The organism is Synechococcus sp. W70.1 (assembly GCF_047461515.1).
In the GTDB taxonomy this organism is placed as follows: domain Bacteria; phylum Cyanobacteriota; class Cyanobacteriia; order Thermostichales; family Thermostichaceae; genus Thermostichus.
The window spans coordinates 97,202-121,187 of sequence record NZ_JANSHH010000033.1 but is presented as its reverse complement, the minus strand read 5'-3'; the positions used below and the strand labels follow the sequence as shown (position 1 = coordinate 121,187).

General features: G+C 59.7%; 19 protein-coding genes. 7 read left to right on the top strand and 12 right to left on the bottom strand.

Going from position 1 to position 23,986, the window contains the following annotated elements:
• Window positions 1-13 precede the first annotated feature (13 nt).
• The 6 genes from NW808_RS09590 to NW808_RS09565 all read right to left on the bottom strand — a co-directional run bounded on the left by NW808_RS09590 (window position 14) and on the right by NW808_RS09565 (window position 5,251).
• Window positions 14-970: an NAD-dependent epimerase/dehydratase family protein gene (locus NW808_RS09590; RefSeq protein WP_414421041.1), complete on the bottom strand. Its 957-nt coding sequence runs from the start codon at window positions 968-970 to the stop codon at window positions 14-16.
• Between the two features lie 164 nt (window positions 971-1,134).
• Entirely contained in the window at window positions 1,135-2,496 is a 1,362-nt protein-coding gene (gene pxcA / locus NW808_RS09585; RefSeq protein WP_414421040.1) for a proton extrusion protein PcxA, read from the bottom strand.
• Between the two features lie 94 nt (window positions 2,497-2,590).
• The gene (locus tag NW808_RS09580) at window positions 2,591-4,039 is read right to left on the bottom strand and encodes a glycosyltransferase (protein WP_414421039.1); all 1,449 of its coding nucleotides are present in this window, start codon (window positions 4,037-4,039) and stop codon (window positions 2,591-2,593) included.
• Window positions 4,040-4,100: 61 nt separating this feature from the next.
• Complete coding sequence (locus NW808_RS09575; RefSeq protein WP_414361544.1) at window positions 4,101-4,217, bottom strand: photosystem II reaction center X protein; 117 nt, start codon at window positions 4,215-4,217, stop codon at window positions 4,101-4,103.
• Window positions 4,218-4,327: 110 nt separating this feature from the next.
• Window positions 4,328-4,690 (bottom strand): ferredoxin-thioredoxin reductase catalytic domain-containing protein, encoded by a 363-nt coding sequence (locus NW808_RS09570; RefSeq protein ID WP_414410750.1) that lies wholly within the window; start codon window positions 4,688-4,690, stop codon window positions 4,328-4,330.
• A 156-nt stretch (window positions 4,691-4,846) separates the two neighbouring features.
• Entirely contained in the window at window positions 4,847-5,251 is a 405-nt protein-coding gene (locus NW808_RS09565) for a universal stress protein (protein WP_414394759.1), read from the bottom strand.
• A 182-nt stretch (window positions 5,252-5,433) separates the two neighbouring features.
• Here NW808_RS09565 and eno point away from each other — a divergent pair, with 182 nt between their 5' ends.
• Window positions 5,434-6,732: a phosphopyruvate hydratase gene (gene eno, locus NW808_RS09560; RefSeq protein WP_414394758.1), complete on the top strand. Its 1,299-nt coding sequence runs from the start codon at window positions 5,434-5,436 to the stop codon at window positions 6,730-6,732.
• On the opposite strand, the gene NW808_RS09555 is transcribed toward eno, so the two are convergent.
• Window positions 6,729-8,780, bottom strand: a complete 2,052-nt coding sequence (locus tag NW808_RS09555; RefSeq protein ID WP_414421038.1) for a prolyl oligopeptidase family serine peptidase — start codon at window positions 8,778-8,780, stop codon at window positions 6,729-6,731. The genes eno and NW808_RS09555 overlap by 4 nt on opposite strands.
• A gap of 101 nt (window positions 8,781-8,881) precedes the next feature.
• Between NW808_RS09555 and treZ the strand changes: the two genes are divergently transcribed.
• On the top strand, window positions 8,882-10,735 hold the full coding sequence (gene treZ / locus NW808_RS09550) for a malto-oligosyltrehalose trehalohydrolase (RefSeq protein ID WP_414421037.1): 1,854 nt from the start codon (window positions 8,882-8,884) through the stop codon (window positions 10,733-10,735).
• Window positions 10,736-10,797: 62 nt separating this feature from the next.
• Here treZ and NW808_RS09545 read toward each other — a convergent pair whose 3' ends face one another.
• The 3 genes from NW808_RS09545 to NW808_RS09535 all read right to left on the bottom strand — a co-directional run bounded on the left by NW808_RS09545 (window position 10,798) and on the right by NW808_RS09535 (window position 14,198).
• Window positions 10,798-11,187, bottom strand: coding sequence for a hypothetical protein (locus tag NW808_RS09545; RefSeq protein ID WP_414421036.1), 390 nt, complete (start codon window positions 11,185-11,187; stop codon window positions 10,798-10,800).
• Between the two features lie 139 nt (window positions 11,188-11,326).
• Complete coding sequence (locus tag NW808_RS09540) at window positions 11,327-12,853, bottom strand: FAD-binding oxidoreductase (protein ID WP_414421035.1); 1,527 nt, start codon at window positions 12,851-12,853, stop codon at window positions 11,327-11,329.
• Window positions 12,854-12,869: 16 nt separating this feature from the next.
• The gene (locus NW808_RS09535; RefSeq protein ID WP_414421034.1) at window positions 12,870-14,198 is read right to left on the bottom strand and encodes a four-carbon acid sugar kinase family protein; all 1,329 of its coding nucleotides are present in this window, start codon (window positions 14,196-14,198) and stop codon (window positions 12,870-12,872) included.
• Between the two features lie 135 nt (window positions 14,199-14,333).
• Here NW808_RS09535 and phoU point away from each other — a divergent pair, with 135 nt between their 5' ends.
• The 3 genes from phoU to clpB all read left to right on the top strand — a co-directional run bounded on the left by phoU (window position 14,334) and on the right by clpB (window position 20,052).
• Window positions 14,334-14,975, top strand: coding sequence for a phosphate signaling complex protein PhoU (gene phoU / locus NW808_RS09530; protein WP_414421033.1), 642 nt, complete (start codon window positions 14,334-14,336; stop codon window positions 14,973-14,975).
• 48 nt (window positions 14,976-15,023) lie between these two features.
• The gene (locus NW808_RS09525; RefSeq protein WP_414394748.1) at window positions 15,024-17,315 is read left to right on the top strand and encodes a ribonuclease R family protein; all 2,292 of its coding nucleotides are present in this window, start codon (window positions 15,024-15,026) and stop codon (window positions 17,313-17,315) included.
• Window positions 17,316-17,409: 94 nt separating this feature from the next.
• Window positions 17,410-20,052 (top strand): ATP-dependent chaperone ClpB, encoded by a 2,643-nt coding sequence (gene clpB / locus NW808_RS09520; RefSeq protein WP_414394818.1) that lies wholly within the window; start codon window positions 17,410-17,412, stop codon window positions 20,050-20,052.
• Between the two features lie 5 nt (window positions 20,053-20,057).
• Here clpB and NW808_RS09515 read toward each other — a convergent pair whose 3' ends face one another.
• Window positions 20,058-20,459, bottom strand: a complete 402-nt coding sequence (locus NW808_RS09515; protein WP_414421032.1) for a SaoD/DsrE family protein — start codon at window positions 20,457-20,459, stop codon at window positions 20,058-20,060.
• Window positions 20,460-20,942: 483 nt separating this feature from the next.
• Entirely contained in the window at window positions 20,943-22,022 is a 1,080-nt protein-coding gene (locus NW808_RS09510; protein ID WP_414421031.1) for an ABC transporter substrate-binding protein, read from the bottom strand.
• A 22-nt stretch (window positions 22,023-22,044) separates the two neighbouring features.
• Here NW808_RS09510 and nadC point away from each other — a divergent pair, with 22 nt between their 5' ends.
• Window positions 22,045-22,887 carry a carboxylating nicotinate-nucleotide diphosphorylase gene (gene nadC, locus NW808_RS09505; protein WP_414421030.1) on the top strand — a complete coding sequence of 281 codons (843 nt, stop codon included), beginning with the start codon at window positions 22,045-22,047 and terminating at the stop codon, window positions 22,885-22,887.
• Between the two features lie 141 nt (window positions 22,888-23,028).
• Window positions 23,029-23,961: a quinolinate synthase NadA gene (gene nadA / locus NW808_RS09500; protein ID WP_414394741.1), complete on the top strand. Its 933-nt coding sequence runs from the start codon at window positions 23,029-23,031 to the stop codon at window positions 23,959-23,961.
• The last annotated feature ends 25 nt before the right edge of the window (window positions 23,962-23,986 follow it).

Genomic DNA, 23,986 nt, shown 5'->3' with positions numbered 1-23,986 from the left:
CCTCAAGAGCGGCCTAGAGGTAGGCCTCTAGGAGGGAGGCTACGGTGGGGAAGTGGCAGGGCAAACCCAGGGCTGCTGGCGAAAGGGCGGGATAGACAAAGTGGCGGTGGCGCAGACAATACTCATCCCACTCTGAAAGCCGCACCCCAAACAGAAAAGCCAGGCGGCGGAGGAAGCCGATGGGCAGAGGCAGGCGGAAGTAGATCCGCTTTTTGAGATAGGCGCACACCTGTTCCACGCACTCGTCTAGGGAGAGGGGAGGATTGCCCAACACCCAATCGCCGCCACCGGGCGGATGGGCCACCCAGTAAGCCACCATCTCGGCCACATCGGCAGCGTGGATGAAGTGGAAGCTGGCATCCACCCGCAAAAAGCGGATGAGATCCAGCCAGCGGAGCACATCCTTGAGGCCGGCAGTGATGTGGGAGTAGGGGTGGTAGGGGCTACCGCCAAACAGCAGGGTGGGATAGAGCGTGAGCAGGCGATCCGGCCAGAAGCAGCTTTCCTGCCGCCGCAGTAGCATCTCGTACTTGCTGCGGATGTAGTCGGTTCCGGCCTGGCCAGCAATGGCCAAGGGCTCGAGATCCTGGTTCAAAAGGCTGGCTGTGGAAAAGTAGATCACCTGCTGACAGCGCTGGGGATCCAGCAGCTGAAAGAGCTCCAAGGTGTGGGTAACATTCACCGCCCAAGCCAGCGAGGGATCCCCCCAAGCCGCTGCCATGTGGATTAACCCATGCATCTGCCGCAGCAAAGCGGCGTGTTCTCTAATGTGCAGGAGATCGCCATGCACCAAGGTAATGGGAGCAGGCAGCCGCTCCAGGGGCAGCCGTAGGCGGCTGGGATTGCGGACAAGGACGTACAGGTGGTAAGCGGGCCGCTCCGGAAACTCGGGATCTCTTTGCTGGGCTAGGCGCTCCAACACATAGTGCCCTAAGCAGCCGCTAGCGCCAGTAAGAAACAGGTTTCGCAAGAGCTCTTCCCAACCAGACTCGGTGAAAAAAAGCTTCTGACTAGTGTACCGCTTTAGAGCCTGCCGGCTGAAGGCAAGCCGCCTGGCTTGGAAAACCCCAGCATTGATCTGGCTGCAAGGAGGTCAGCCAGCTTCCTAAACTCCGGCATGGCAATGGGAGAACTTTAGTCATTCATAGCATGGTAGGTAGCTACTGCAGACGGCGATACACGGTTTAAGTAGCGGAAGATCCAGTACTTAAAGAGCGTATCTAGAAAAACTGGAAAAGTGGCAATAAAGCCGTAGATGAAATTGCGGTTTTCGGGCAAACCCAGGTGCTCAGCTAGACTACTTAGCAAGACTTCCCAGCCATGGGGAGAGTGATAGCCAACAAACACATCGGTGAAGAGAATGATGATGAAAGCCTTGGCGCTATCGCTCAGGCCATAGATTAGGCGATCTAGAAAGGACTTAAGAACTTCAATTTCTTCACGCCCGACAAAGACTAGCCAGCCAAATACCGCCAGGGATAGCAAGTCGGCAAGGATGTTTTTTGGGCCTTCCAAGTTCTTACGGCTGTATTTTTGCAGCAGCTCCTCTGCTTTCAGGGAAAGTTGATCCTCCAACTCTGAGTCCAGCTCTTCTCGAGGTTGGTGACGTAAAGCCCGCTCAAACTCCATTTTTTCCTTGAAAAGCTCAAATTCCGCAACAGCTCTTTCTTGAAGCTCGTGGCTTAAAGCCACAAGGGTAGGCTCCTGAGGCTGCAGCCGATCCACCAACGGCCCAAACAGAAAGTGCTTCGAGAAAATCTGGACAAGTAGCGGCAAAATGGCCAGCAGCAACAAAAACCGAACTGCCACCAGTGTGCGCGTGCGTTGGCTGCGGTACTCCTGGAGCAACTCTTCTTCTGCCTGTGAACTTAACTCTCGGCGAATCTGCCTAGCTGTGCGTAAAAGGGAGCGAGGCAGGACGGCTGTTTTAGAAGCAACGGGGGCACTGCCATCCTCAAGAGGGGTCTTATCAGCCTTGATGGGTTGAGCAGCAGGCTCTGCCTGAGTTGACTCGTCTTGCTCTTGAGGCTGGAGCCGCGTGGCGCTGACCTTGAGTGGAGGGGCAGGGCGCTTGTAGCGGGAGATAACCTGATCGATAAACTCTAGCTTCTCGAAAATGGAGGGATCCCTCTCAGCCCCCTTGCCCTTGGTTGTGGAGGGGCTGCTCTTGGCACTAAGATCCTCGGCGTCGTTGACTTCTGCAGCAACGCGAGGGCCACTGCCATCTAGCTCGGGATCGGGCAGGCGGGAAAAGAGACTGCTGGCTCTAAATTCTGCTAGACTAAGGCTAATCTGCCGCAGGTGCTGGCGCAGTTGGATCTGAAAGTAGTGGCTGGTGTTTTGGCCGTGGCTTCCGTTGCTGCCGATGACTCCTCCCTGGAAGTAGCGGTTTTCAATGGCTTTGATGCGAAGGGCAGCTTGATAGGCCCGATCAAGGGAGCGGAGGGGAGTACTTGAGATCCACTGGCCGAGCCTGCTCAGTACGGATTTCCCCATAGGGCGGTTTTTCTCAGGCCTGATTTTTCAATGGCTAGCTATTGTAACAACTCCCAAGAGGCCAGGCAGGGAACTGCCCTGCAGGAGTTAGGGTTTAGGATCCCTTGAAGTGCTTGAGGGCAAAGCCACAGATCTGCAGCAGCCGCAAGCCGTCGCGCAGATGGTGGATATTGGAGCGGCCATAGGTTCTGGGGAAATAGCGCACTGGAATGTCAAGGATCTTGAGGGTGCGCTTGGCCGCCCCTAGCAACAGGTCGAAATCGCCAAAGGGATCAAAATTCCCCCATTCTTGCCGCAGCTTGGCAATTTGCCAGTAGTCCTCCCGCCAGAGGGCCTTGGTGCCGCAGAGGGTATCTTTGACGCGAATGCCAAGGATATAGGAAAGAAGAGCAGCAAAAAAGCGGTTGGCCCACTGGTTCAGGCGCGGCATCGCCTCCGGCTTTAGCGGATAAATGAGTCGGCAACCGTTGGCAAAATCACAGCGCCCGGAAGCCACCGCCCGGAAGAACTTGGGGAGGTCTTCCGCCTGGACAGTTAGGTCGGCGTCGAGAATGATCACCACGTCGCCCCTGGCTGCGGCAAACCCCTGGCGCACCGCATCTCCTTTGCCCTTGCCCTCTTGCCGGAGAGCCTGGATGGGACGGATCCCTTGGTATTCGGCCTGAACCCGCTGGATCTCAGCCCAAGTGTCGTCGCTGGAATGCCCCTCTACGAAAAGGATCTCGGTGCGGGATCCCATCTCAGGCAGCTGCTCCACGCAGCGGCGAATGTTGCCAGCTTCGTTGCGAGCTGGAATGATCACGGTGCAAGAGGGCTGTTTCTCAGGGGGGGGATCCCAGTTGGGATCCGGTTGGAGACGGGCAATCGTGTATTCCGTCAGGCAGAGGGCGTTGATCCCTGGCAAGGGGGCAATCACGCGGTTCACCAGAGTTGAAAGCAGGGGAATTCGCCGCGGCAACAACAACCGCTTGCCCTGCTGGATAACCTCATACCCCGCCAGATGGAGCAAATTGGCCACATCGGCTGCCGAGAGCCAGTTGGCTGCTGGTAGGGGCCTGCGCTGCTTCAGAAGGGTTGCCAAGTTCAAAAGCGGCTCCCAAAGGGGGTTGTGATGGGAAAGAATAAGGCGAGTGCGCGGGGTGCAGAAACAGCGCAACTGCTCAAGAACCTGCTGAATATCCCTCAGGTAGCTGAGAGTATTGACGAGCAAAATGGCGTCAAAAGGCTGGGCCAAGATCGGATCCCGCTTGTCCAACCTATGGAGATCTTGCAGGCGAAAGTGGAGGTGGGGAAATTGCTGCTGGGCCTGGGCAATGACCTCGGCATCTTGGTCGATCCCCACTCCAAAACTGGGCCGCAAAGCGTTGAGCAGAGCCCCTGTACCGCAGCCAATCTCCAGAATGCGCAGACCTGGAGGCAGAAAGAAGCGGAGCAGCCGCTCCAGATCCTCGTAGTAGTAACGGTTCTTCCGCTGCCAGTAGTGAAGAGGGCATCCAGAGGCTGGCAATAGACTTTGGGAAAGCTGATTTTTTGCGAAGTTCAAGGCCTAACCTTTGCCGCCGCTGCTCAAAGGTTTGCCCGCGGTCAAGCCCTTTGCCAAGGCTTTAGCGGCGACGCACCCTGTCTCTATAGCTAACAATCACGATGGCGCCAAAGAGGAGACCCAGCACTACAGCGCCGTACACCAGGCTCCAGAGGAAGCTAGCCAATGAGGGAGTCATAGAAAGGTTTCCTCCTCGGGCAAATAGCCGTTTCCAACTGCCTCTCAATTATACCCAATTATACCCAGCTTCGTGACCCTGGTTTGCCTCCGTCTCCTAGCGGGGAGACCCTACGGGCTAGCTTGGTATTCCAGGTGTACCTCCTCTAGCGTTTGGCTGGTGCCGGCAAGGGGGTTGTCCGGAGTTAAGAAGAGCAGACAGTGGCATTCTTTTCGCTCCCGCATGGGTACGCAGGGACAGTTCCAATAGCCAGCTTTCACCTCCGCCTCTTTGTCTTCGTAGAAGCGGCAAGGACAGAGCGGGGCGCCCAGTTGCTCTTTGTGCAGAGCTAGGCCCTCAATCACCGCTGTCGTAATTGTGGGGTCGGAGCAGAAAAAAGTGCCGGTACGTTTGGCGTAGGTTTCTGCAAAATGCCGCATCACCTCGAAGGTTTTCTGCGAGGCCTTGTTGTAACCACGACTTTGATTTTCCATACCGATTCCCAGGGGTGCAACCAGTAATCCGGGCTACCTCGCTCTTCGTTGTACAGCAGACTCCTGTTCAGCACGAACAAAAACGGCCTTGCTGTTACACAAGGCAACATTTTGAGACAACTTCAACACACTCCCCGGAAAGAGAAGGTCTGCTCTTCAGGGTACTACCAGCACTGGGCAAGGGGAGAGGTCGATGACCCGGTGGCTGACGGATTCGTTTTTCCGGCCTTCGGCTAGGCTGATGCCGCGGGATCCCATCACAATTAGGCTAATCTCTAGCTCGTCGGCCACGTCGCAGATGACGAAGGGAACTTTTCCCTCGCGATACTCGCTCTTGACGTTTTGGATCCCAATCTGCTGCAGGCCAGCCTCAGCGTGTTTGAGCAGGTTGTGGATAGTTTGGCGGGCTTGCTCCACCTGCTCTGGGTCTAGCTCTGTACTGTCTAGGACGGAGAGCAGATATACCTGACTCTTGTAACGCTGCGCTATGTCCGCCACCAGCGGCAGGGCATGGCTGGTTTCCCGCGAGTTGTCGATGGGAAAGAGCAGTCTTTCGAACATAGTCGCAGATTCCCCCTCCACCCCACCCGGACTACTCTGCCTATTCTACTTCCGCTTCTCTTGAAACAGGGGCAAGCCGTTAAAGTTTTCCGGAAGCAAAGGGATCTAGGGGCGAAAATCCACTAGTCTATTGGCAATTGGGCTTTGGCCAGAACTGTCTAGCCAATTGCTGAGGTGCAACTGTGGAAACGGCCATCGAGTGGATTACCGCCCATGAGATCCTCGACTCGCGGGGACAACCGACCTTAGAAGCTCTGGTGGGCCTGGCCAATGGAGCAACCGGCTTGGCCCAGGTGCCCAGTGGCGCTTCGACTGGCACTTTTGAGGCTCACGAGCTGCGGGATGGGGATCCCAGGCGCTACAGCGGCAAGGGCGTGTTGAGGGCGGTGGAAAACATTCTTGGCCCCATCCAGTCGGAGCTGCGGGGAGAAGATGCCCTCAACCAGGCCCGCATCGACCAGTTGATGATCGATCTGGATGGCACCCCCAACAAGTCGCAACTGGGAGCCAATGCCATCTTGGCGGTCTCTTTGGCCACGGCTAAGGCGGCTGCCAATGCGGTGGGCCTGCCTTTGTACAGGTACCTGGGCGGACCCTTTGCCAACCTGCTGCCAGTGCCGCTCATGAATGTGCTCAACGGCGGCGCCCACGCCGACAACAACCTCGATATTCAAGAGTTCATGCTCGTGCCCATTGGGGCACCCAGCTTTCGCGAGGCGCTGCGCTATGGGGCGGAGGTGTTTGCGGCGCTAAAGCAAGTGCTGCAACAGAAGGGGCTGTCCACGGGGGTAGGAGATGAGGGGGGATTTGCCCCCAACCTCGACTCCAACGCTGCCGCTTTGGATCTGTTGATAACCGCTATTGAACGAGCGGGCTACAAGCCAGGGGAAGAGGTCGCCTTGGCCCTGGATGTAGCGGCCAATGAACTGCTGGAGGATGGGCAGTACCACTTTGAGGGCAAAGCCCGCAGCGCCGAGCAGATGGTCAATTACTACGAGCAACTGCTAGCCAACTATCCCATCCTTTCCATTGAAGATGGTCTGGCCGAAGAAGATTGGGCTGGCTGGCAGGCCATGACTGCTCAACTGGGATCTCGCGTGCAACTGGTAGGGGACGACCTGTTTGTTACCAACCCAGCTCGGCTGCAGAAAGGCATCGACAGCGGTGTGGCCAACGCCATTTTGATCAAGCTCAACCAGATTGGCACGCTGACAGAAACGGTCTCGACCCTTCAACTGGCCGCTCAGGCGGGCTTTCGCACCATCATCAGCCACCGCTCCGGCGAGACGGAAGACACCACCATTGCCGACCTGGCGGTGGCCACCCGCGCCGGCCAGATCAAAACAGGATCCCTTTGTCGCAGCGAGCGCATTGCCAAGTACAACCAACTGCTGCGCATCGAAGACGAGCTGGGGGAAGCAGCAGTTTATGCCGGTCGGGTGGGCCTGGGCCCTCGGGCCCTGCCGGCGCGAAGTCGCTAGTCGGTCTGGATCCCCAGCACCTCCACCAAAAAGGCCCAGCGGTCGGCGGTCTCTTCGATAAGCTTGGTGGTGGGCTTGCCGGCTCCGTGGCCGGCTTTGGTGTCGATGCGAATGAGGATGGGCTGGGATCCCCCCTGGGCTGCTTGCAGGGCAGCGGCAAACTTAAAGCTGTGGGCCGGCACCACGCGGTCGTCGTGATCGGCGGTGGTAATTAGGGTGGCGGGATAGGCAGTGCCGGGCTTGAGGTTGTGCAGGGGGGAATAGGCGTAGAGGGCCTTGAACTCCTCTGGGTCCTCCGGGGATCCATACTCCGAGATCCAGGCCCAGCCGATGGTGAACTTGTGAAAGCGCAGCATGTCGAACACCCCCACGGCGGGCAGGGCTGCCGCAAAGAGATCCGGCCTTTGGGTCAGGCAAGCCCCTACCAAGAGGCCGCCGTTGCTGCCACCAGAGATGGCCAACTTGGAGGGGTTGGTGTAGCCATTGGCCACTAGCCACTCAGCCGCGGCGATGAAGTCGTCGAACACCTTTTGCTTGTTGAGCTTGGTGCCCGCCTGGTGCCAGGCTTCCCCGTATTCGCCGCCGCCGCGCAAATTGGGCTGGGCGTAAACCCCTCCCATCTCCAGCCAGGCCACCAGGCCCACCGAAAAGCTGGGAGTCAGGGAGATGCCAAAGCCGCCGTAGCCGTACAGCAGGGTCGGCTGATCCCCTGTCCGAGCCAGGCCACGGCGGTGGACGAGGAACATGGGGATGCGGGTGCCGTCTTTGCTAGGGTAGAACACCTGCTGCACCTCATAGGCTTGGGGATCGAAGTCCACCTGCGGCTGACGGAATAGGGTGCTCCTGCCAGTGGTGAAGTCGTAGCGGTAGATGGTGGGCGGGGTGGTGAAGCTGGTGAAGGTATAGAAGGTTTCGGTGTCATAGCGTTTGCCGCCAAAGCCGCTGGCGGATCCCAGCCCTGGCAAGGGAATTTCCCCCAGGTAGGTGCCGTCTAGAGCAAAGGTCTTGATCTGGGTGTAGGCGTCTTTGAGGTAGAAGGCAACAAATTGGTTGTTGATGAGGCTAACCCCTTGCAGGGTTTCCTCGGCTTCAGGGATCACCTCTTGCACCTGCCCTGGGTTGTCAAGATCAATGGCCACCAGTCGCCGCCGGGGGGCGTTGAGGTCGGTGAGCAGCCAAAAGCGGGAGCCGTCGTTGCCGACAAAGCTGTACTCGGCCTCGAACTCGCGGATAAGCTCCACCACTGGCGAGTTGGGATCCCGCAGGTCTTTGTAGAAGAGGAGGTTTTTGGGATCCGTGCCCCGCCAGACGGAGATGATGAGGTAGTTGCCATCTTCGGTAACCCCGCCGGCAAAGCCCCACTCTTTTTGGTCAGGGCGGTGGTAGACTAAGGGATCTTCCGACTGGGGAGTGCCCAGGCGGTGGTAGTAGAGCTTTTGGAAGTAGTTGGCGCTTTCGTATTCCCTGCCGGGGGGCGGCTCGTCGTAGCGGCTGTAGAAAAACCCCTGTCCGTCCGGCGTCCAGCTGGCCCCCGAGAACTTAATCCAGCGCAAGTGATCCGGCAGGTCTTCTCCCGTTTCAATATCGCGCACCTTCCACTCTTGCCAGTCGGAGCCGGAGCGGGAGAGGCCATAGGCCAGATAGCGCCCATCGCGGCTGATGGCAATGCCCGAAAGGGCCACGGTGCCATCTTCGGAAAGGGTGTTGGGATCTAGCAAAACCCGGGCCTCGGCCTCCAGGCTCTCTTGGGTATAGAGAACGCTCTGGTTTTGCAGGCCGTCGTTTTTGAAGTAGAAGTAGCGGCCCCCTTCTTTGAAAGGCTGGCTGTATTTTTCGTAGTTCCAGAGCTGGGTTAGGCGCTCCAGGAGCCGCTGCCGCGCCGGGATCCGCTGCAAGTAGTCAAAGGTGAGCCGGTTTTGCGCCTCGACCCAGGCCCGCGTTTGCTCAGAGTCCAGATCCTCCAGCCAGCGATAGGGATCCGGCACTGCTTGCCCATGGTAGACGTCGACAACGGTGGGATCCGGATGGCTAGGAGGGTAGTTGAACATAGAGACGGAGAGCAAGAGGCCAATTCCACTATGGCAGAAGCCTAAAACTGCCGGGGGGCAAGCCTCGCTATAGTAGAAGCCGAGTTGCGCAGACAGGTTTCGTGCTTCCGCGTTCCCCGGTTGGACGAATTGGCGCCTATCCCTTGGGCGAGGGCCGCTATCGCTTCTCGGTTTGGGCGCCTTTGGTTGAACGAGTCGAGCTAAAGCTGACTAGCCCCGTCCGACGGCTCATCCCTCTGACCCAAGATGAGCAGGGCTACTGGCAGGGGGAGGTGGAGGGGATCCCGCCTGGACCGGTGGACTACCTCTACCGCCTGCACACCGCAGTGGGGGTGGTGGAGCGGCCAGATCCCGCTTCCCGCTGCCAGCCCTACGGCGTCCATGGCCCCTCGCGGGTGGTGGATCCCCACTTTGACTGGCAGGATCAGGGGTGGAAGGGGATCCCTCTCTCCCAGTGGATCCTCTACGAGCTGCACGTGGGCACCTTTACCCCGGAGGGCACCTTTGCCGCCATCATTCCTCGCCTGCCGCAACTTGTGGAGCTGGGGGTCAACGTATTGGAGCTGATGCCGGTAGCCCAGTTTCCAGGGGAGCGCAACTGGGGCTATGACGGCGTCTATCCCTATGCCGTGCAGACTAGCTATGGGGGAGCAGCGGGCCTGAAAGCGTTGGTGAACGCCTGCCATCAGCAGGGCCTGGCTGTCGTCTTGGATGTGGTCTACAACCACCTGGGTCCGGAGGGGAACTACTTGGGGGATTTCGGCCCCTACTTTGCCGACAAGTACCGTACGCCGTGGGGGAAGGCCATGAACTTCGACGGCCCCTATTCGGACGGGGTGCGGGAGTTTTTTCTGCAAAACGCCGAGTACTGGCTGGAGGAGTTTCACCTGGATGGCCTGCGGCTGGACGCGGTGCATGCCATCTACGACTTCAGCGCCTACCCTTTTTTGCAGGAATTGGCGGAGCGGGTGGATGCCCTAGAAGCGCGCACGGGCTGGCCCAGGGTGCTTGTAGCTGAAAGCGACCTCAACGACGTCCGCCTCATCACCCCCCGCAAGCAAGGGGGCTACGGGCTAGACGCCCAGTGGTGCGACGACTTTCATCACTCGGTTCACACCCTGCTTACTGGGGAAAAGACAGGCTACTACCAAGACTTCGGCCAATTGGAGCACCTGGCCAAGGCCTACCGGGAGAGCTACGTCTACTCCGGCCAGTACTCCCGCTACCGACTCCGCCGCCACGGCAATTCCGCCGTCAGCAGGCCGGGATCCCAGTTTGTCATCTGCATTCAAAACCACGACCAGGTGGGCAACCGCATGTTGGGGGAGCGCCTCAGCCAGCTCACCTCCTTTGCGGGCCTGAAGTTGGCCGCCGCTGCCCTGCTGCTAGCTCCTATGTTGCCGCTGCTGTTTATGGGGGAAGAGTATGGGGAGGTGGCCCCCTTTCTCTACTTCATCAGCCACGGGGATCCCAACCTGGTGAAAGCAGTGCGCCAGGGACGCTGCCGCGAGTTCAGCGCCTTTGCCTGGCGGGGCGAGCCCCCGGATCCCCAGGCAGAGGAGACCTTCTTGCGCTCCAAGCTGAACTGGGAGTTGAAGGAGGCCGGTCACCACCAGGTTCTCTGGAAGTGGTACCAGACCCTGATCCGGCTGCGCAAAACCCAACCGGCCCTCCAGCACCTAGAGCGGGAGGGGGTGGAAGTGGAGCTGTTTTCCGGCTCTGGCCTGGCCCTGCACCGCCGCCAGGGATCCCAGTCTTTGCTTGCCCTTTTCAATTTCAGCCCCGATCAGCCAGTCACCTATACCCAATGGCCCAGCGGCACCTGGGAGAAGCTTTTGGATAGCCACGAGGCCCAGTGGTTGGGAAAGGGATCCCAACTGCCGGCAGAAAGCCAAGGGGATCCGGTTGAGGTACTGGGCTATGGGGTGGGCCTCTATGGTGCTTTGCACCGCTAACGCAGATGGCTGCGGCCAGAAGGGAAATCTCGACCGCTCCAGACCTGGCAAACGGAAACGGTCTAGCCGATCTTCGCGCCGCGGAAATAGAGGGAGTCAGGCAAGGGCCTGCGGGCGAGGCTGGGATTTCGGGAAGGTTCGCTCACTGGTTGGCCGCGATAGGTCAGCTTGGGCTTGGCAGGGTTACCCGTAGGAGCAGCCTCTGGTTGGGACTGCACGGGTACGCCCGGCGACAGTTGAGCCCACACTTCCGCGTGATTCTCAAACTGCACCACAATGCTAAGAAATCCCCTTTCAATGTCGGCGCGACAGGCAGATATCGCGTCTTGGGCGCATTTGCACACTTGCCGACGGGCGTAGAAGTGATTCTGAAACCTGATCACCTCCACCAAACCCTGAGGAGTCGAAGCCCAGAAGCCACTCTCTGCATCGCTGTAGTCGAGAATAACCATGGCTAACTCCTACACTGACGAGTGGATGGATAAAGAATTCCCAACTCTTCCACTATGGATATCAAACGTCGTGAAACGTAATGGTGATGTCGTGAAACGTAATGGTGATCTTGATTACATTGACAATGTTTCGATATCACTATGGGAATAACTTGTAATCTTGACCGCAGCCGTAGCGCCAAGCCTCGCGGCGCCGCTTCCAGAAGTAGTCTTGGGGGTCGGTTTCCAGCTCCGGGCGATCCGTTAGCCTTTGCAGCAGCTCGTAGAGGCCAAGGGCGCCAAAGTGGCCCGCCCATGCCACCAGCTCCGGCAACCCCAACCGAGGCAAAAGTCTGGCTACCAAGCTGGGATCCCGACGCGTCACCCCCCACAGGGCCTGGGCCAAGCCGCCAAGCTGCACCACATCCTGCAAAAAGGGCTGCACCACCTGGGGTCCGGCGGCAACCATGGCTTCAAATACCCTGCTCAACAGGCGGTTAATGCTATGGGGATCCCAGTTTTCCTCTCCCAAAGGAGGGATCATTGCTTTTTGAAACAGCCAGGTTACCGCCAAATTGGGCTGGTAGGGCTGCAGCAGGGCCAGGGCCGCCCGATCCAACTGCCGCTGGGCTAGAGCCTCGTGGATTCCCTGTTGCAGACGATCCAGATGGCGCAACATTGCCCCAAAGCCGCCAAAGCTCAAAGGCGACTGGCTGCCGCTACTGTCTCCTACTGCCAGAAGGCGATCCCAGGGCAGTTGCAGCGGGCTGCGCCGGTAGGCGGGGAAAACGCCACACAGCTTGCGCACCCAGCGGATTTGCTCCAGCTCAACCCCCTGGTAGGCAGGGAGCAGCCGGCAGTAGTCCTGCCAGAGCCTCTCTAGACTCGGTCGGCGGGGATCCCGGTCGCAGTAGGTAAACAGATAGGTGGTGCGCCCATCGCGGGCGGGGAAGGCCTCCCAGAAGGGCTGGTAGCCGTTCTGGGCTGGGGTAAAGCTGTAGAACAGATCCCCCGTGGGTTGCTCCGGCAGACCCTGGGCACAGGATCCCACCACCAGACAGACGCTGTCCGGCGGCTGCCCTTGGCGAGCCTGGGCCACGATGGGGGAGCGGTGCCCCATGGCATCCACCAGGAGCTGGGCGCTGAGCTGGCCGGTGGTGGTCTGGATGCGGATCCCGTCGGGGTGGATGGTGGCGCCAAGAAAGCCAGTTTGCTCCTGCAACTGCCCTCCCCAGTCTAGGAAGTGCTGCTTGAGGAACTCCAGCAAGCTGACCGGATCCACGCCCACATTGAGCACCCCTTCCACCCACCAGGTGGGGCCCTCCCCAAAGCCAATGCGCCCTCGGGGGTAGTGGGTCACCTGCACCGCCTCCCATTCGGTTGGGGTGAGCAGCTCCAGCTCCAACAGCACTTGTAGCTCTCGCCGGGAGGTGTTCCACTCCTGCTCCCGCCCCCGCAGGATGCCGCGCTCGATTAGGATCACCCGCCAGCCCCGCTTGGCTAAGGCCGCTCCCAAGAGAAGCCCCAGGGTGCCGCCGGCAATCACCACATCGGCATCCGGGCTGCCCAGGCTCTCAGAACAGCAGTGAACCACCGCCGGAGGCAGCACCGTTGGTTTCTGCCGCAGGGATCCCCACCAGCCCTCCAAGGCAGGCAGAGTTTCAGGTGGGGAGACGAGTTCAGCCATGGCGGGAAGGACTAGGCTAGACCAAGCCGCGGCTGCGGAGGCGACGGTAGATCAAAACCAGCGTATCCGCCTCGCCCACGTTGCCCGGAAACAGCACTACCGGCAAGTTGGGAAAGCGGGGATGGTCTGCTGGCGTGAGCACCATGGAGATCCCTGGGTAGATCTGCCCTAGCAGCCGCACCGCTGGCAGGTTGAGGCCAACGCTGAGGATGTTGTTGGAGGTAATGCCGCCCTTGCTGATGAGATAGCCGATCCCTTCCGGCAGCCCCTGCACAATGGCCATCAACAGGCGGGAAACTCTCTGCCCAAAGGCCAGCCGTGCCTCCGGGTTGGCGCCGTCAAACCCCACTTCTTCCCGGCTGGTGTAGACCACCGGCGTCAGGCCCTGCCCGTAGGCGCGGTGGACTTGCTCCAGGATTGCCGGCAGCAGCTCGGCTTCCTTCCCCGGCTCCAAGAGCCGCCTTACCTCCACCTCGATGCCCTGGATCCCTGGCTCCTGGAGCAGGCGGGCCAACTGCTGGCTGGTCTTTTGGACATGGGATCCCACGATCACCACCCCTGGCCGGTCAGAGCGGACAAACTGCCCCATCTCTTCTGGCGGAACCGGCTGCGGCGGCAACTGGGCCAAAGCCGTCAAGAGGCTGGCGGCGCTGCGAAACAAAAAGCGCTTCCCCTGCTCTATGGCCGCCCAGACATCCTGGGCAAAACGATCCAGATCTGCCTGCGTTTCTCCATCCACCACACAGCAGACATTCCCCCCTAGACCTAAAAGCTGCTCCAGACAGCCAGCGCGAATCTGCTCCAGGGTCAATCGCACCACCTGCTCGGCCCGGATCCGCCCCTGGGTCTTTTCCTGCACATACTCGGGCAAATAGCTGTGGTGGTAGCCAAACACCGCATCGCGGGCAAACTCCGTCTCATGGACTGGCACCCAGCGGCCCTCCACCCGTAGATAATGGACACTGTTGCGGGTGATGCGTCCTCCTTCAAAAAAGGCCGGCACCAGAAAGTGGGCATCAAAAGGCCCCAGCTCCGCCGCCATCACATCCGTCTCCAAGGGATAGTGCCCGCGCAGCGTCGAGTCGGAGCGGCTGATGAAAAGGGCCCGCTCCCACCCCAGCTCTCCCATGGCCTGCTTCAGGGCCCGGCAGACCGACCGCGTCACCTCGGCAGCCTCCGCCGCTGGCAGGGATCGCGTGTTGGTGAGGATAAAGCGAATTGGCGAGCTATCCTGTAACCCCAACTTGAGCGTTTCCAGATCCCAGCGGGTCAGCAGCAGGCAGCTATGGACAGTCTGGGATCCGGTAGGGTCATCGTCCAAAACGACAATGGGGAGACGGCTCATCCCTGTCCTCCAGCGCGGAGAGTGGGAGCCAGTTTTCCACTGCTCAAGAAAAGTTTGCCATGATCAAGATCTACAAATGAAATTTACAGGCTCTGGAAGCTGCAAACGACAGCAGCTATTCCCAGGGAGAAAGCCATGGGGCAAGCTGAGCTGCAACTTCAGATCAAGCGGATTCAGCAGGATGTGCTGCGCATGGGGGCGCTGGCGGAAAAATCGCTGGTCTTGGCTCAGCAAGCCCTCTTTGAACAGAACTTAGCTGCCGCCGAACAGGCCATCGACCAAGACAAGCAAATCGACCGCTTCTATCGTCAAATCGAGAAAGACTGTATTGACCTCATCGCCTTGCGCTCGCCAGTGGCGCGGGATCTGCGCTGGATCAGCACCCTGATGCAGCTGGTTCGGGATCTGGAGCGAATTGGCGACTACGCCAAAGACTTGGCTGAGGTGGCTTTGCGCCTGGCTCTCTACCCCCCGCCGCCCCAGCTGGGGCGCATTCGCGTGATGATGCGGCGCTGCCAGAAAATGCTCAGCCATAGTCTTGCGGCCCTGACGGAATTGGATGCCGAGCTGGGCCGACAACTCAAGCGGGAGGACGACGCCGTTGATGAAGATTACACCAACCTTTACAATACGTTGGCGCAGCAGTCTGACGTCAAGGGATCCATCGAGCCTATCCTATTGATGTTGCTGGCTATTCGCTACCTGGAGCGGCTAGCTGACCACAGCGCCAACATTGGCCAGCGGGTGGCGTTCATCGTCACGGGCCACCGCGACTAGCTTCAAGGCGTTGAGTTTGCAGGTTTTGCTCCTCTCTGCTTCCCTGCAATGGACTTCTCTCGGATTTTTCATCATTTTCTCTCCCAACCTGCCGAGCAATGGAGCGATAGAGAGACGCTGCTAGCCCTTGTGCCAACTTCTGATCCCGAAGCAGTGGCAATGCTGGACATTGCCCTCGATGGACTAGTGCGGGCGGGGTTTCTTGAACGAGCGGGGGATCCGCCTCGCTACCGGCGTAAGCCGGATGAATCCTTGGTCGTGGGGCGGTTGCGCTGCTCCAACAAGGGCTTTTGCTTTGCCGTTCGGGATGAGCCGGGAGCAGAGGATGTGTACATCCACGGCAGCAACCTCAATGGCGCTTGGAATGGCGACCAAGTGATAGCCCGGATTACCAAAGAAGGCAATCGCCGCCGCAGCCCCGAGGGAGAGGTGGTGGCTGTAGTGGAGCGGGCCAACCCTACGCTGGTGGGCCGTCTCAAGCAGACGGAGGAAGGCTTTCGGGTAGTGCCCTTGGACGACCGGCTGCTGTTCGAGCTCGTCCTGAGCGAGCCGGATCCCTCCTCCCCAGCGCCTGTTTCTGAGCTGGCTGAAGGTCGGCTGGCCTATGTGGAGGTGAAGCGCTACCCCCTTGGCAACCTGCCGCCGGTGGGCAGCATCCGCAAGATTTTGGGCCATGGTCCCGAGGCTTCTATCGACGTGGATCTGGTCTGCTGTAAGTACGACCTGCCCCAGGAGTTTCCCCCGGCGGTGTTGGAAGCGGCAGCAGCCTTGCCCAAAAAGCTAAGCCGCCCTGACCAGAAGGGCCGTCTGGATCTACGGGATTGGTTTTGCATCACCCTAGAACCGCTGGACTTGCAGCACCCCCACGGCCTCGAGCCCAATGTGGCCGTCTCCCTGCAGCGGCAAGAAGAGGGCCACTGGCTGCTAGGGGTGCACATTGCCGACGTGGCCCACTGGCTGGATCCGGATCACCCGCTGGAGCAGGAGGCGCAGCGGCGCACCGCCACGGTTTACCTGGATAGCGTGGTGCTGCCCCTTTTCCCGCCGGAAGTGCATAGCCGCCTGGCTCTCTTGCCGCAGCAGGAGCGCCTGGCCTATTCGCTGCTAATCACCATTGACGCCGAGGGGGTGGTGCGGAACTTTGAGATCCACCCCAGCCTGGTGCGGTCACGGGCCCACCTCTCCTACGGCCAGGTGCAGGCGCTTTTGGCCACTGCTGCGGATCTTGGCCCCGAGGAGGAGGTGCCAGAATTGATGGCCCTGCTGCAAAACCTGCTCCGTCTTAGCCAAATCCTACGGGTCAAGCGCCACCAAGCTGGTGGGTTCGACCTGCCGCTTTTGGACTTGCTCACCCCCTACTCTGCCGACGAGAGCGGCTACGGGCCCCTCCTGATTAGCGATCGCTTTGGCGCCCACGCCCTGATGACCGAAATTCTTCTGCTGGCCAACCAAGTTCTGGGCCACCACCTGCGCCGGCTGGGGATCCCCTCTTTGGCCCGGGTGCAGAAGCCCCCCACCGCTGAGGCCCTGCAGAACTTCCTGCGCCTGGCCAACGCCATGAAGCTGGATCTGAACTTGCAGGAGCCGGAGACGGTAACGCTGGCCGATTGGCAGCGGATCTGTGCCCGCATCACTGCCCCCGATGTGTTGGCCGCAGGGACTAGCCCAGCCTTGGTGGCCCAGCTGTTGGCTACTCTGCCCCCCGTCGAGTATTGCCTGCAGCCTCTGCAGGATGGACATTTTGGCCTGGGTCTCAAAGAGCCCTATGCCTCTTTTACTGCCCCTTTGCGCCGCTATGCCGATCTGCTCAACTTGCGGGCTCTGGGTCTGGCTCTAAGCAAAGGGCGCAATCGGCGTAGCCCTCGCTCCAAAACCGTGGTGGATCTGCACAGCCCCAGCGGCTACGACCAACTTGATTGGCAGGTGCTGCCGCCAAAAGTGCAGGAGGAGTGGCAGGCCTTTCTCCAAGCGCAACTGCCCAAAATCCAGGCGGGGTATCAGCTCCACCAACAGGCAGAGCGGGAGCTGATGGGCTTGAAGCGGTGCGAGTTTATGCAAAAACACCTCGGGGAGACGTTCCCCGGCCTGATCGTCAGCGTCCAGAGCTACGGCTTTTTCGTGCTAGTAGATCCCATTTTGGCAGAAGGGCTGGTGCGGGTGAGCACCTTGAAAAACGATTGGTACGAATACCGCAAACAAGCCCTGGTGGGGCGAAAAACCCGGCGCCAGTTCCGCCTTGGGGACCGGGTGGAGGTGCAGGTCAAGAACGTGGATTACTACCGCCAACAGATTGACCTGGCGGTGATTGGCGAGGGACGGCCCTGCGAAGAGGAGGAATGAGGCGGGGATCCCTCCCCCGAGGGACGGTTGTTACGAACTCCAACTTTGGCCCAATGGGCGATATCTGGATTGAGAGAACAACTTGCGAACTCCTATGCAGCCCACCAATCCCAACCAATTTACCGAGAAAGCCTGGAGCGCCCTGGTTCAATCCCAGGATGTAGCCCGACGCCACCAACAGCAGCAGTTGGAAACCGAGCACCTGCTTATCTCGCTTTTGGACCAAGAGGGCGGCCTTACCCCAATAATTCTGCAGCGGGCTGGCATTGAGCCAAGGCGGGTGCGGGATCGCGTCGAGGCTTTCATCAACCAGCAGCCAAAATTGGCGCGGGTGGATCAGCTCTACCTGGGCCGCGGCCTGGAGACCACCCTGGATCGGGCCGAGGAGTTTCGCAAAGAGTATGGCGATGATTTCATCTCGGTGGAGCACCTGCTCCTAGGAGCCCTAGACGACGAGCGGGTGGGCAAGCGGGTTCTAGCACCCCTGGGTCTGACGGTCGAGCGCCTTAAACCCGTCATTCAGCAAGTGCGAGGCAAGCAGCGGGTTACCGACAAAAACCCGGAGGCCCGCTACGAAGCCCTGGAGCGCTATGGCCGCGACCTTACCAAGGCTGCTCGCGAAGGGAAGCTGGATCCGGTCATTGGGCGGGACGAGGAGATCCGTCGGGTCATTCAGGTGCTCTCCCGCCGCACCAAAAACAACCCCGTGCTCATCGGCGAGCCGGGCGTGGGCAAAACCGCCATTGTCGAGGGCCTGGCCCAGCGCATCAACCGGGGAGATGTGCCGGAGTCGTTGAAAAACCGGCGGGTCATTGCCTTGGACATGGGATCCCTGATTGCTGGGGCCAAGTACCGCGGCGAATTTGAAGATCGCCTCAAGGCCGTGCTGAAGGAGGTTACCGAATCGGAGGGCCAGATCATCCTCTTCATTGACGAGCTGCACACGGTGGTAGGGGCAGGGGCCGCCGAGGGAGCCATGGATGCTGGCAACCTGCTCAAGCCCATGCTGGCCCGCGGTGAATTGCGCTGCATTGGCGCCACCACCCTGGATGAGTACCGCAAGTACATTGAAAAAGACGCTGCCCTGGAGCGCCGCTTCCAGCCGGTGTATGTGGATCAGCCCTCCGTGGAAGACACCATCTCCATCCTGCGCGGCCTCAAGGAGCGCTACGAGCTGCACCACGGAGTAAAAATCAGCGATTCGGCCCTGGTGGCAGCGGCGGTTCTCTCCAACCGCTACATTTCCGAGCGCTTTTTGCCTGACAAGGCCATTGACCTAGTGGATGAGGCAGCGGCTAAGCTCAAGATGGAGATTACCTCCAAGCCCGTCGAGCTAGACGAGATTGACCGGCGCATCATGCAACTGCAGATGGAGGAGCTTTCCCTCAAGAAAGAAGATGACCCCGCCTCCAAGGAGCGCCTGGGCAAAATTGAGCAGGAGCTAGCCAACTTGATGGAGCGGCAGCGGGAGCTGAGCGCCCGTTGGCAAATGGAAAAAGAGGCCATCGAGCGCCTGCAAAACCTCAAGGCCGAACGGGACGCTGTCAAGCTGCAGATTGAGCAAGCCGAGCAGAAGTACGACCTCAATCGGGCTGCCGAGCTCAAATACGGCAAGCTGATGGAGCTGGAGCGCCAAATCCAAGAACAGGAGGCCTACCTGGCCAAGCTGCAGGCCAACGGCGAGCCCTTGCTGCGGGAACAGGTGACGCCCGAAGACATTGCCGAGATTGTTTCCCGCTGGACCGGGATCCCGGTCACTAGCCTAATGGAGTCGGAAAAGCAAAAGCTGCTGCGCCTAGAAGCCCATTTGCACCAGCGGGTGGTGGGCCAAGACGAGGCGGTAGCGGCAGTAGCGGCAGCCATCCGGCGGGCCCGGGCCGGCCTCAAGGATCCCAATCGGCCCATTGGCTCGTTCCTGTTCATGGGCCCCACTGGCGTCGGCAAAACCGAGCTGGCCCGCGCCTTGGCGGAGTTCCTCTTCGACAGCTCCGAGGCAATGGTGCGCCTCGACATGTCGGAGTATATGGAGAAACACTCGGTCTCCCGCCTCATCGGTGCTCCGCCGGGCTATGTGGGCTACGAAGAAGGCGGGCAGCTTTCCGAAGCGGTGCGGCGCCGCCCCTACTCGGTGGTGCTCTTTGACGAGGTGGAAAAAGCCCATCCCGATGTTTTCAACATCCTGCTGCAGGTACTTGACGATGGCCGCATCACCGACTCCCAGGGCAGGACGGTGGACTTCAAAAACACCATCATCATCATGACCAGTAACATCGGTAGCGAGCTCATCCTAGAAATCGGGGGCGACGAAAGCCGCTACGAGGAGATGAAAAGCCAGGTGCTGACTCTGTTGCGGCAGCACTTCCGGCCGGAGTTCCTCAACCGCGTGGACGAGATCATCATCTTCCACGCCCTCACCCGAGAGCAAATCCGCCAGATCGTCAGTCTGCAGATGCGGCGGGTGGAGCAGTTGCTGGCGGATCAGCAAATCGAGCTCCTGCTTACCGAAGAGGCTAAGGACTACCTGGCCGAGCTGGGCTACGACCCCATGTTTGGGGCCCGCCCGCTGAAGCGGGTGATTCAGCGGGAGATCGAAAACCCCATCGCCACCAAGCTGCTGGAAAACGAGTTCCTGCCCGGCGACCGCATTCTGGTAGATGTGGCCAACGAGCGGCTGGTCTTCCGCAAGATTGGCTCTCAGCCCCGCCAGGAGCCGCCCGCTGCCGTAGCCGTCAGCTAGGCCTGTTACAAGCTGATCACTTGGTCAGGTGGGTTGTCTTTCAAGGCCGCGTAGAGGTCGGGGAAGCAGCCCACCTGCACGCCTTTAACCACGTTTTTGGGAACGCAGTAGCCCGGCTCCTTGCGTCCACGTCCCTGGGCGTCGCACCACTTGGGTTCCCCTTCCGCCAGGTTGCGCTCCAGGGCGCACATATCGCACATCATCAGCAAAATGTTTTGCGCTTCGGCAATCTTGGCTAGGCCCTCGCCGATGGGATCCCCCTGCCGCAAGACAAAGCAGTTGTCGTCGAAAAAGAACATGCCCACCACTTCTGCGCCGTGGACTCCCGCCTCAAGCTGCGGCAGGATCATCTGGCCTAGCTTGTAGGTGCCGCCGCGGGGGGTAATGAATACGTAAGCAACTTTCACGGCTAATTTGCTCCAATCGTCACCAGTTATGATTATCACTGATTATCACTTAGGCAAGCCACTTGCGCCCACGGCGATGCAGAGAGGGCCGGTTCAAGCCCCTCACTCTAGCTTTTTTCTAGAGCTCTGCCTCCCAAAGCCTTACTGGCACCAGTTCCAGACCGACCAAGAGGTCGTGGAAGCCGTCTTGCCGCTTTCCCAAACCCGCTCACCCTCCGCTCGGGGAGCTGCCCATCGTCCACTCAAATCGCTTACGACCCTCGACTGGCGCAAGCAAGATTGTTCCCTCCCTCTACGTGCTCGCTAAGCCAAGGTGCTCGACAAGCCAAACTGGGCACGAGGGTTCCTGCGGATTTTAGCCAAACCAGAGGGATGTAAGGCTGAGCTAAGGGAAAGCTAGCAAGGGTGTCAATCTTGACTTAGACAAGCCAACAATCGCTATCTGCCCCTAGGGAGGTTACCGGGCCGCTGCAGGGCATAGGCCTAGCTCTTCTTGTAGTAATCAGGACCTTTGTTGACAAAGTCCAGGGTGTAGGCAGCTCGGTAGTTGATAGTTGGCTCAAAGACGCCTGCTACAGTCATGGTCTCAAAGAAGCTTTGCCAACGTTCGTGGGTCATGGCGCCAATGCCCTTTTCCAGGGCGTCGCCAGACAAAATGATGCCGTACTCTTTCAACTTCTCAAAGCTGTAGGCCAACTGCTCATCGGTCATCTCTGGGTTATCCCGCTTGATGAGGCGATAGGCGGGGCGGGGATCCTCGAGAAAGCTGTACCAGCCCTTGATGGAGGCATCGACAAATCGCTGCACCAAGTCAGGCTTGGTTTCCACCAATTGGCGCCGCGTCTCGATGGTCGTAGCATAGGGGTTGTAGCCGTAGTCGGCCAGGAGAAAAACGACTGGCTTAAACCCTCCTTGTTTTTCGATGGCAAAAGGCTCAGAGGTGAGGTACCCCTGCTGGGCAGAGCTGGGATCGGCCAAGAAGGGGCCAGGGTTGAAGTTGTAGGGGCGGGTTTGGTCGTCAGTAAAGCCGTACTTGGCTTTCAGGAAGGGCCAGTAGGTGGTAAAGGCCCCCTTGGACACGAAAATGGGTCGGCCCTTGAGCTCCTCCAGGCGCTTGGTGCCGGGATGGGCCAGGAGAACCTGCGGGTCTTTTTGGAAAATAGCCGCCACGCAGATGAGCGGGATCCCTTCCCGCACAGCGTTGATGACTCCCGCGCTTCCCCCCATGGCAAAGTCAGCAGCTCCACCGGCCAAAATCTGGGTGATGTTGACCTGGGGGCTGCCCATCTTGATGGTGACGTCTAGCCCGTACTCGCGGTAAATGCCTGTGGCCACCGCCTGATAGAAGCCGCCATGCTCCGCTTGGGCATACCAGTTGGTAGCATAGGAAACTCGGTCGAGCTTGGATCTCTGCGCCACGATGAGGGTGGGGGAAGTTCGCCGCTGCGCTTGAGCACCTGCTGCGGCCAGCAAACTGCCTCCTAGCGCGGCAGCTCCTGCTTTGAGCAACTGACGACGGCTGAAAGTGCCACTATTGGACTTAGGGGATCCAGCCGAGGCCATAAGCAACCAACTTCTGCAAAAGATGATGCAAGCATTCTACATCCCAGAGGAGACCCTGTGCGCCTGGCTACAGGAAGATCTTGGCCACGGCGATCTCACCAGTGAGCTGACCCTGCCCCCCGGCGTGGAGGGCGAGGCGGTGATCCTAGCCAAGGAGCCAGGGATCCTAGCGGGTTTGGAGATTGCCAAGCGGGTTTTCCGGCTAGTGGATCCCCAGGTGCAGTTCGCCCCCAAGGTAGAGGAAGGGGCCTCTGTGGCTGCTGGCCAGGAGGTAGTCCAGCTCAAGGGATCCCTGCGGGGCATTCTGGCAGCAGAAAGGCTGGCGCTGAACCTTCTCCAAAGGCTTTCCGGCATTGCCACCCTCACCCGCACCTACGTAGAGGCGCTGCGGGGAACCTCAGCCCAGCTTTTGGACACCCGCAAGACCACCCCTGGCTTGCGCGCCCTGGAGAAATACGCCGTTCGAGTCGGGGGCGGCAAAAACCACCGCTTTGGCCTCTTCGACGGCATCTTGATCAAGGAAAACCACATCCGCGGCGCAGGCGGCATCTCGGCAGCCATCCAGCGGGCCAAAGCAGGGGCCCCCCACCACCTCAAGGTCGAGGTTGAGGTACGCAACCTCCAAGAGCTGGAGGAGGCTTTGGCAGCAGGCGCTGATCTAATTCTTCTCGATAACTTCCCCTTGGAGCAGATCCGGGTTGCCGTTCAACGGGTAGGGGGGAAAGTTCCCCTAGAAGCTAGCGGCAACATGAACCTAGAGCGCGCCCGGCAAGCGGCTGAGGCAGGCGTGGATTACATCAGTGTGGGGGCCCTGACTCACTCGGCCAAAGCCTTGGATCTCTCTTTGCTAGTAGTGCGGCCCTGAGGTCTGCCCTGGCGGGGGCTGCTTCTGATGCTAGGCTAGATGAATAGCCCAAGCCCAGCTGCTGGGAACGCCTTGTCTCGGATTTTTTGGCAGGCAGCCTGGCAAAGGCAGGATCTGTACTCGATGGCCGGCCTAGATAGGATGACAGAAGCAACCCTCGTGCAGGAAATAGCTCGGCTCAAGCGAGAAAGGCAGGCGGTTATCCTAGCCCACTCCTACCAACTCCCCGAGGTGCAAGAGGTGGCGGACTTTGTGGGAGACTCGCTGGGCCTGGCCCGTGAGGCGCAGAAAACGAACGCCCAGGTCATCGTCTTTGCGGGCGTCCACTTCATGGCCGAAACGGCAGCCATCCTCAACCCGGAAAAGACGGTGCTGCTGCCGGATCTGGAGGCTGGCTGCTCCCTAGCCGACAGCATCCGCCCGGAGGATGTGCAGCGCTGGAAAGAGGCCAACCCAGAGGGCCTGGTGGTTGCCTACGTCAACACCGCTGCCGAGATCAAGGCCCTAGCCGATGTCTGCGTAACCAGCGCCAACGCCGTTCAAGTGGTGGCTAGCCTGCCGCCGGATCGCCCCATCTTTTTTGTGCCGGATATGTTCCTGGGGGCCTATGTAGCCCAGGCAACGGGGAGGGAGCTGGATCTATTCCCCGGCGAGTGCCACGTCCATGTCGGCATCCGGGAGGAGCACCTCAAGGCGATGGCAGAGAGGCACCCAGAGGCGGAGTTCCTCATCCACCCCGAGTGCAGTTGTGGCTCCAGTTGTCTATTTCTCAAGCCGGACGCCAAGCTCCTTTCTACCGAGGGGATGGTGCGTTATGCCAAAACTTCGGCCAGCCGCGAGTTTGTGGTCGCCACCGAGGTGGGCATTCTCCACCGGCTGCAAAAAGAGGCCCCCAACAAGAGGTTTATCCCTGTCAAAGCAGACGCCGTCTGCGAGTACATGAAAAAAATTACTCTGGAAAAGATCTATCGCTCCCTGCTGGAGATGCGCCACGTGATCCAGGTGCCAGAGGCGGTGGCCGAAAAAGCCCGCAAGTCCCTCCTGGCCATGCTGTCGGTGCCGGCGGGAGCCTAGAAGGGGGGCGCCCCGGTCGAGGGGC

What these genes read in the sequence shown, in the direction of transcription:
- pxcA (WP_414421040.1), bottom strand. Translation starts at nt 2,496, where the DNA reads ATGGGGAAATCCGTACTGAGCAGGCTCGGCCAGTGGATCTCAAGTACT.
- NW808_RS09575 (WP_414361544.1), bottom strand. Translation starts at nt 4,217, where the DNA reads ATGACTCCCTCATTGGCTAGCTTCCTCTGGAGCCTGGTGTACGGCGCT.
- NW808_RS09570 (WP_414410750.1), bottom strand. Translation starts at nt 4,690, where the DNA reads ATGGAAAATCAAAGTCGTGGTTACAACAAGGCCTCGCAGAAAACCTTC.
- NW808_RS09565 (WP_414394759.1), bottom strand. Translation starts at nt 5,251, where the DNA reads ATGTTCGAAAGACTGCTCTTTCCCATCGACAACTCGCGGGAAACCAGC.
- NW808_RS09555 (WP_414421038.1), bottom strand. Translation starts at nt 8,780, where the DNA reads ATGTTCAACTACCCTCCTAGCCATCCGGATCCCACCGTTGTCGACGTC.
- NW808_RS09545 (WP_414421036.1), bottom strand. Translation starts at nt 11,187, where the DNA reads ATGGTTATTCTCGACTACAGCGATGCAGAGAGTGGCTTCTGGGCTTCG.
- NW808_RS09540 (WP_414421035.1), bottom strand. Translation starts at nt 12,853, where the DNA reads ATGGCTGAACTCGTCTCCCCACCTGAAACTCTGCCTGCCTTGGAGGGC.
- NW808_RS09535 (WP_414421034.1), bottom strand. Translation starts at nt 14,198, where the DNA reads ATGAGCCGTCTCCCCATTGTCGTTTTGGACGATGACCCTACCGGATCC.
- phoU (WP_414421033.1), top strand. Translation starts at nt 14,334, where the DNA reads ATGGGGCAAGCTGAGCTGCAACTTCAGATCAAGCGGATTCAGCAGGAT.
- NW808_RS09525 (WP_414394748.1), top strand. Translation starts at nt 15,024, where the DNA reads ATGGACTTCTCTCGGATTTTTCATCATTTTCTCTCCCAACCTGCCGAG.
- clpB (WP_414394818.1), top strand. Translation starts at nt 17,410, where the DNA reads ATGCAGCCCACCAATCCCAACCAATTTACCGAGAAAGCCTGGAGCGCC.
- NW808_RS09510 (WP_414421031.1), bottom strand. Translation starts at nt 22,022, where the DNA reads ATGGCCTCGGCTGGATCCCCTAAGTCCAATAGTGGCACTTTCAGCCGT.
- nadC (WP_414421030.1), top strand. Translation starts at nt 22,045, where the DNA reads ATGATGCAAGCATTCTACATCCCAGAGGAGACCCTGTGCGCCTGGCTA.
- nadA (WP_414394741.1), top strand. Translation starts at nt 23,029, where the DNA reads ATGACAGAAGCAACCCTCGTGCAGGAAATAGCTCGGCTCAAGCGAGAA.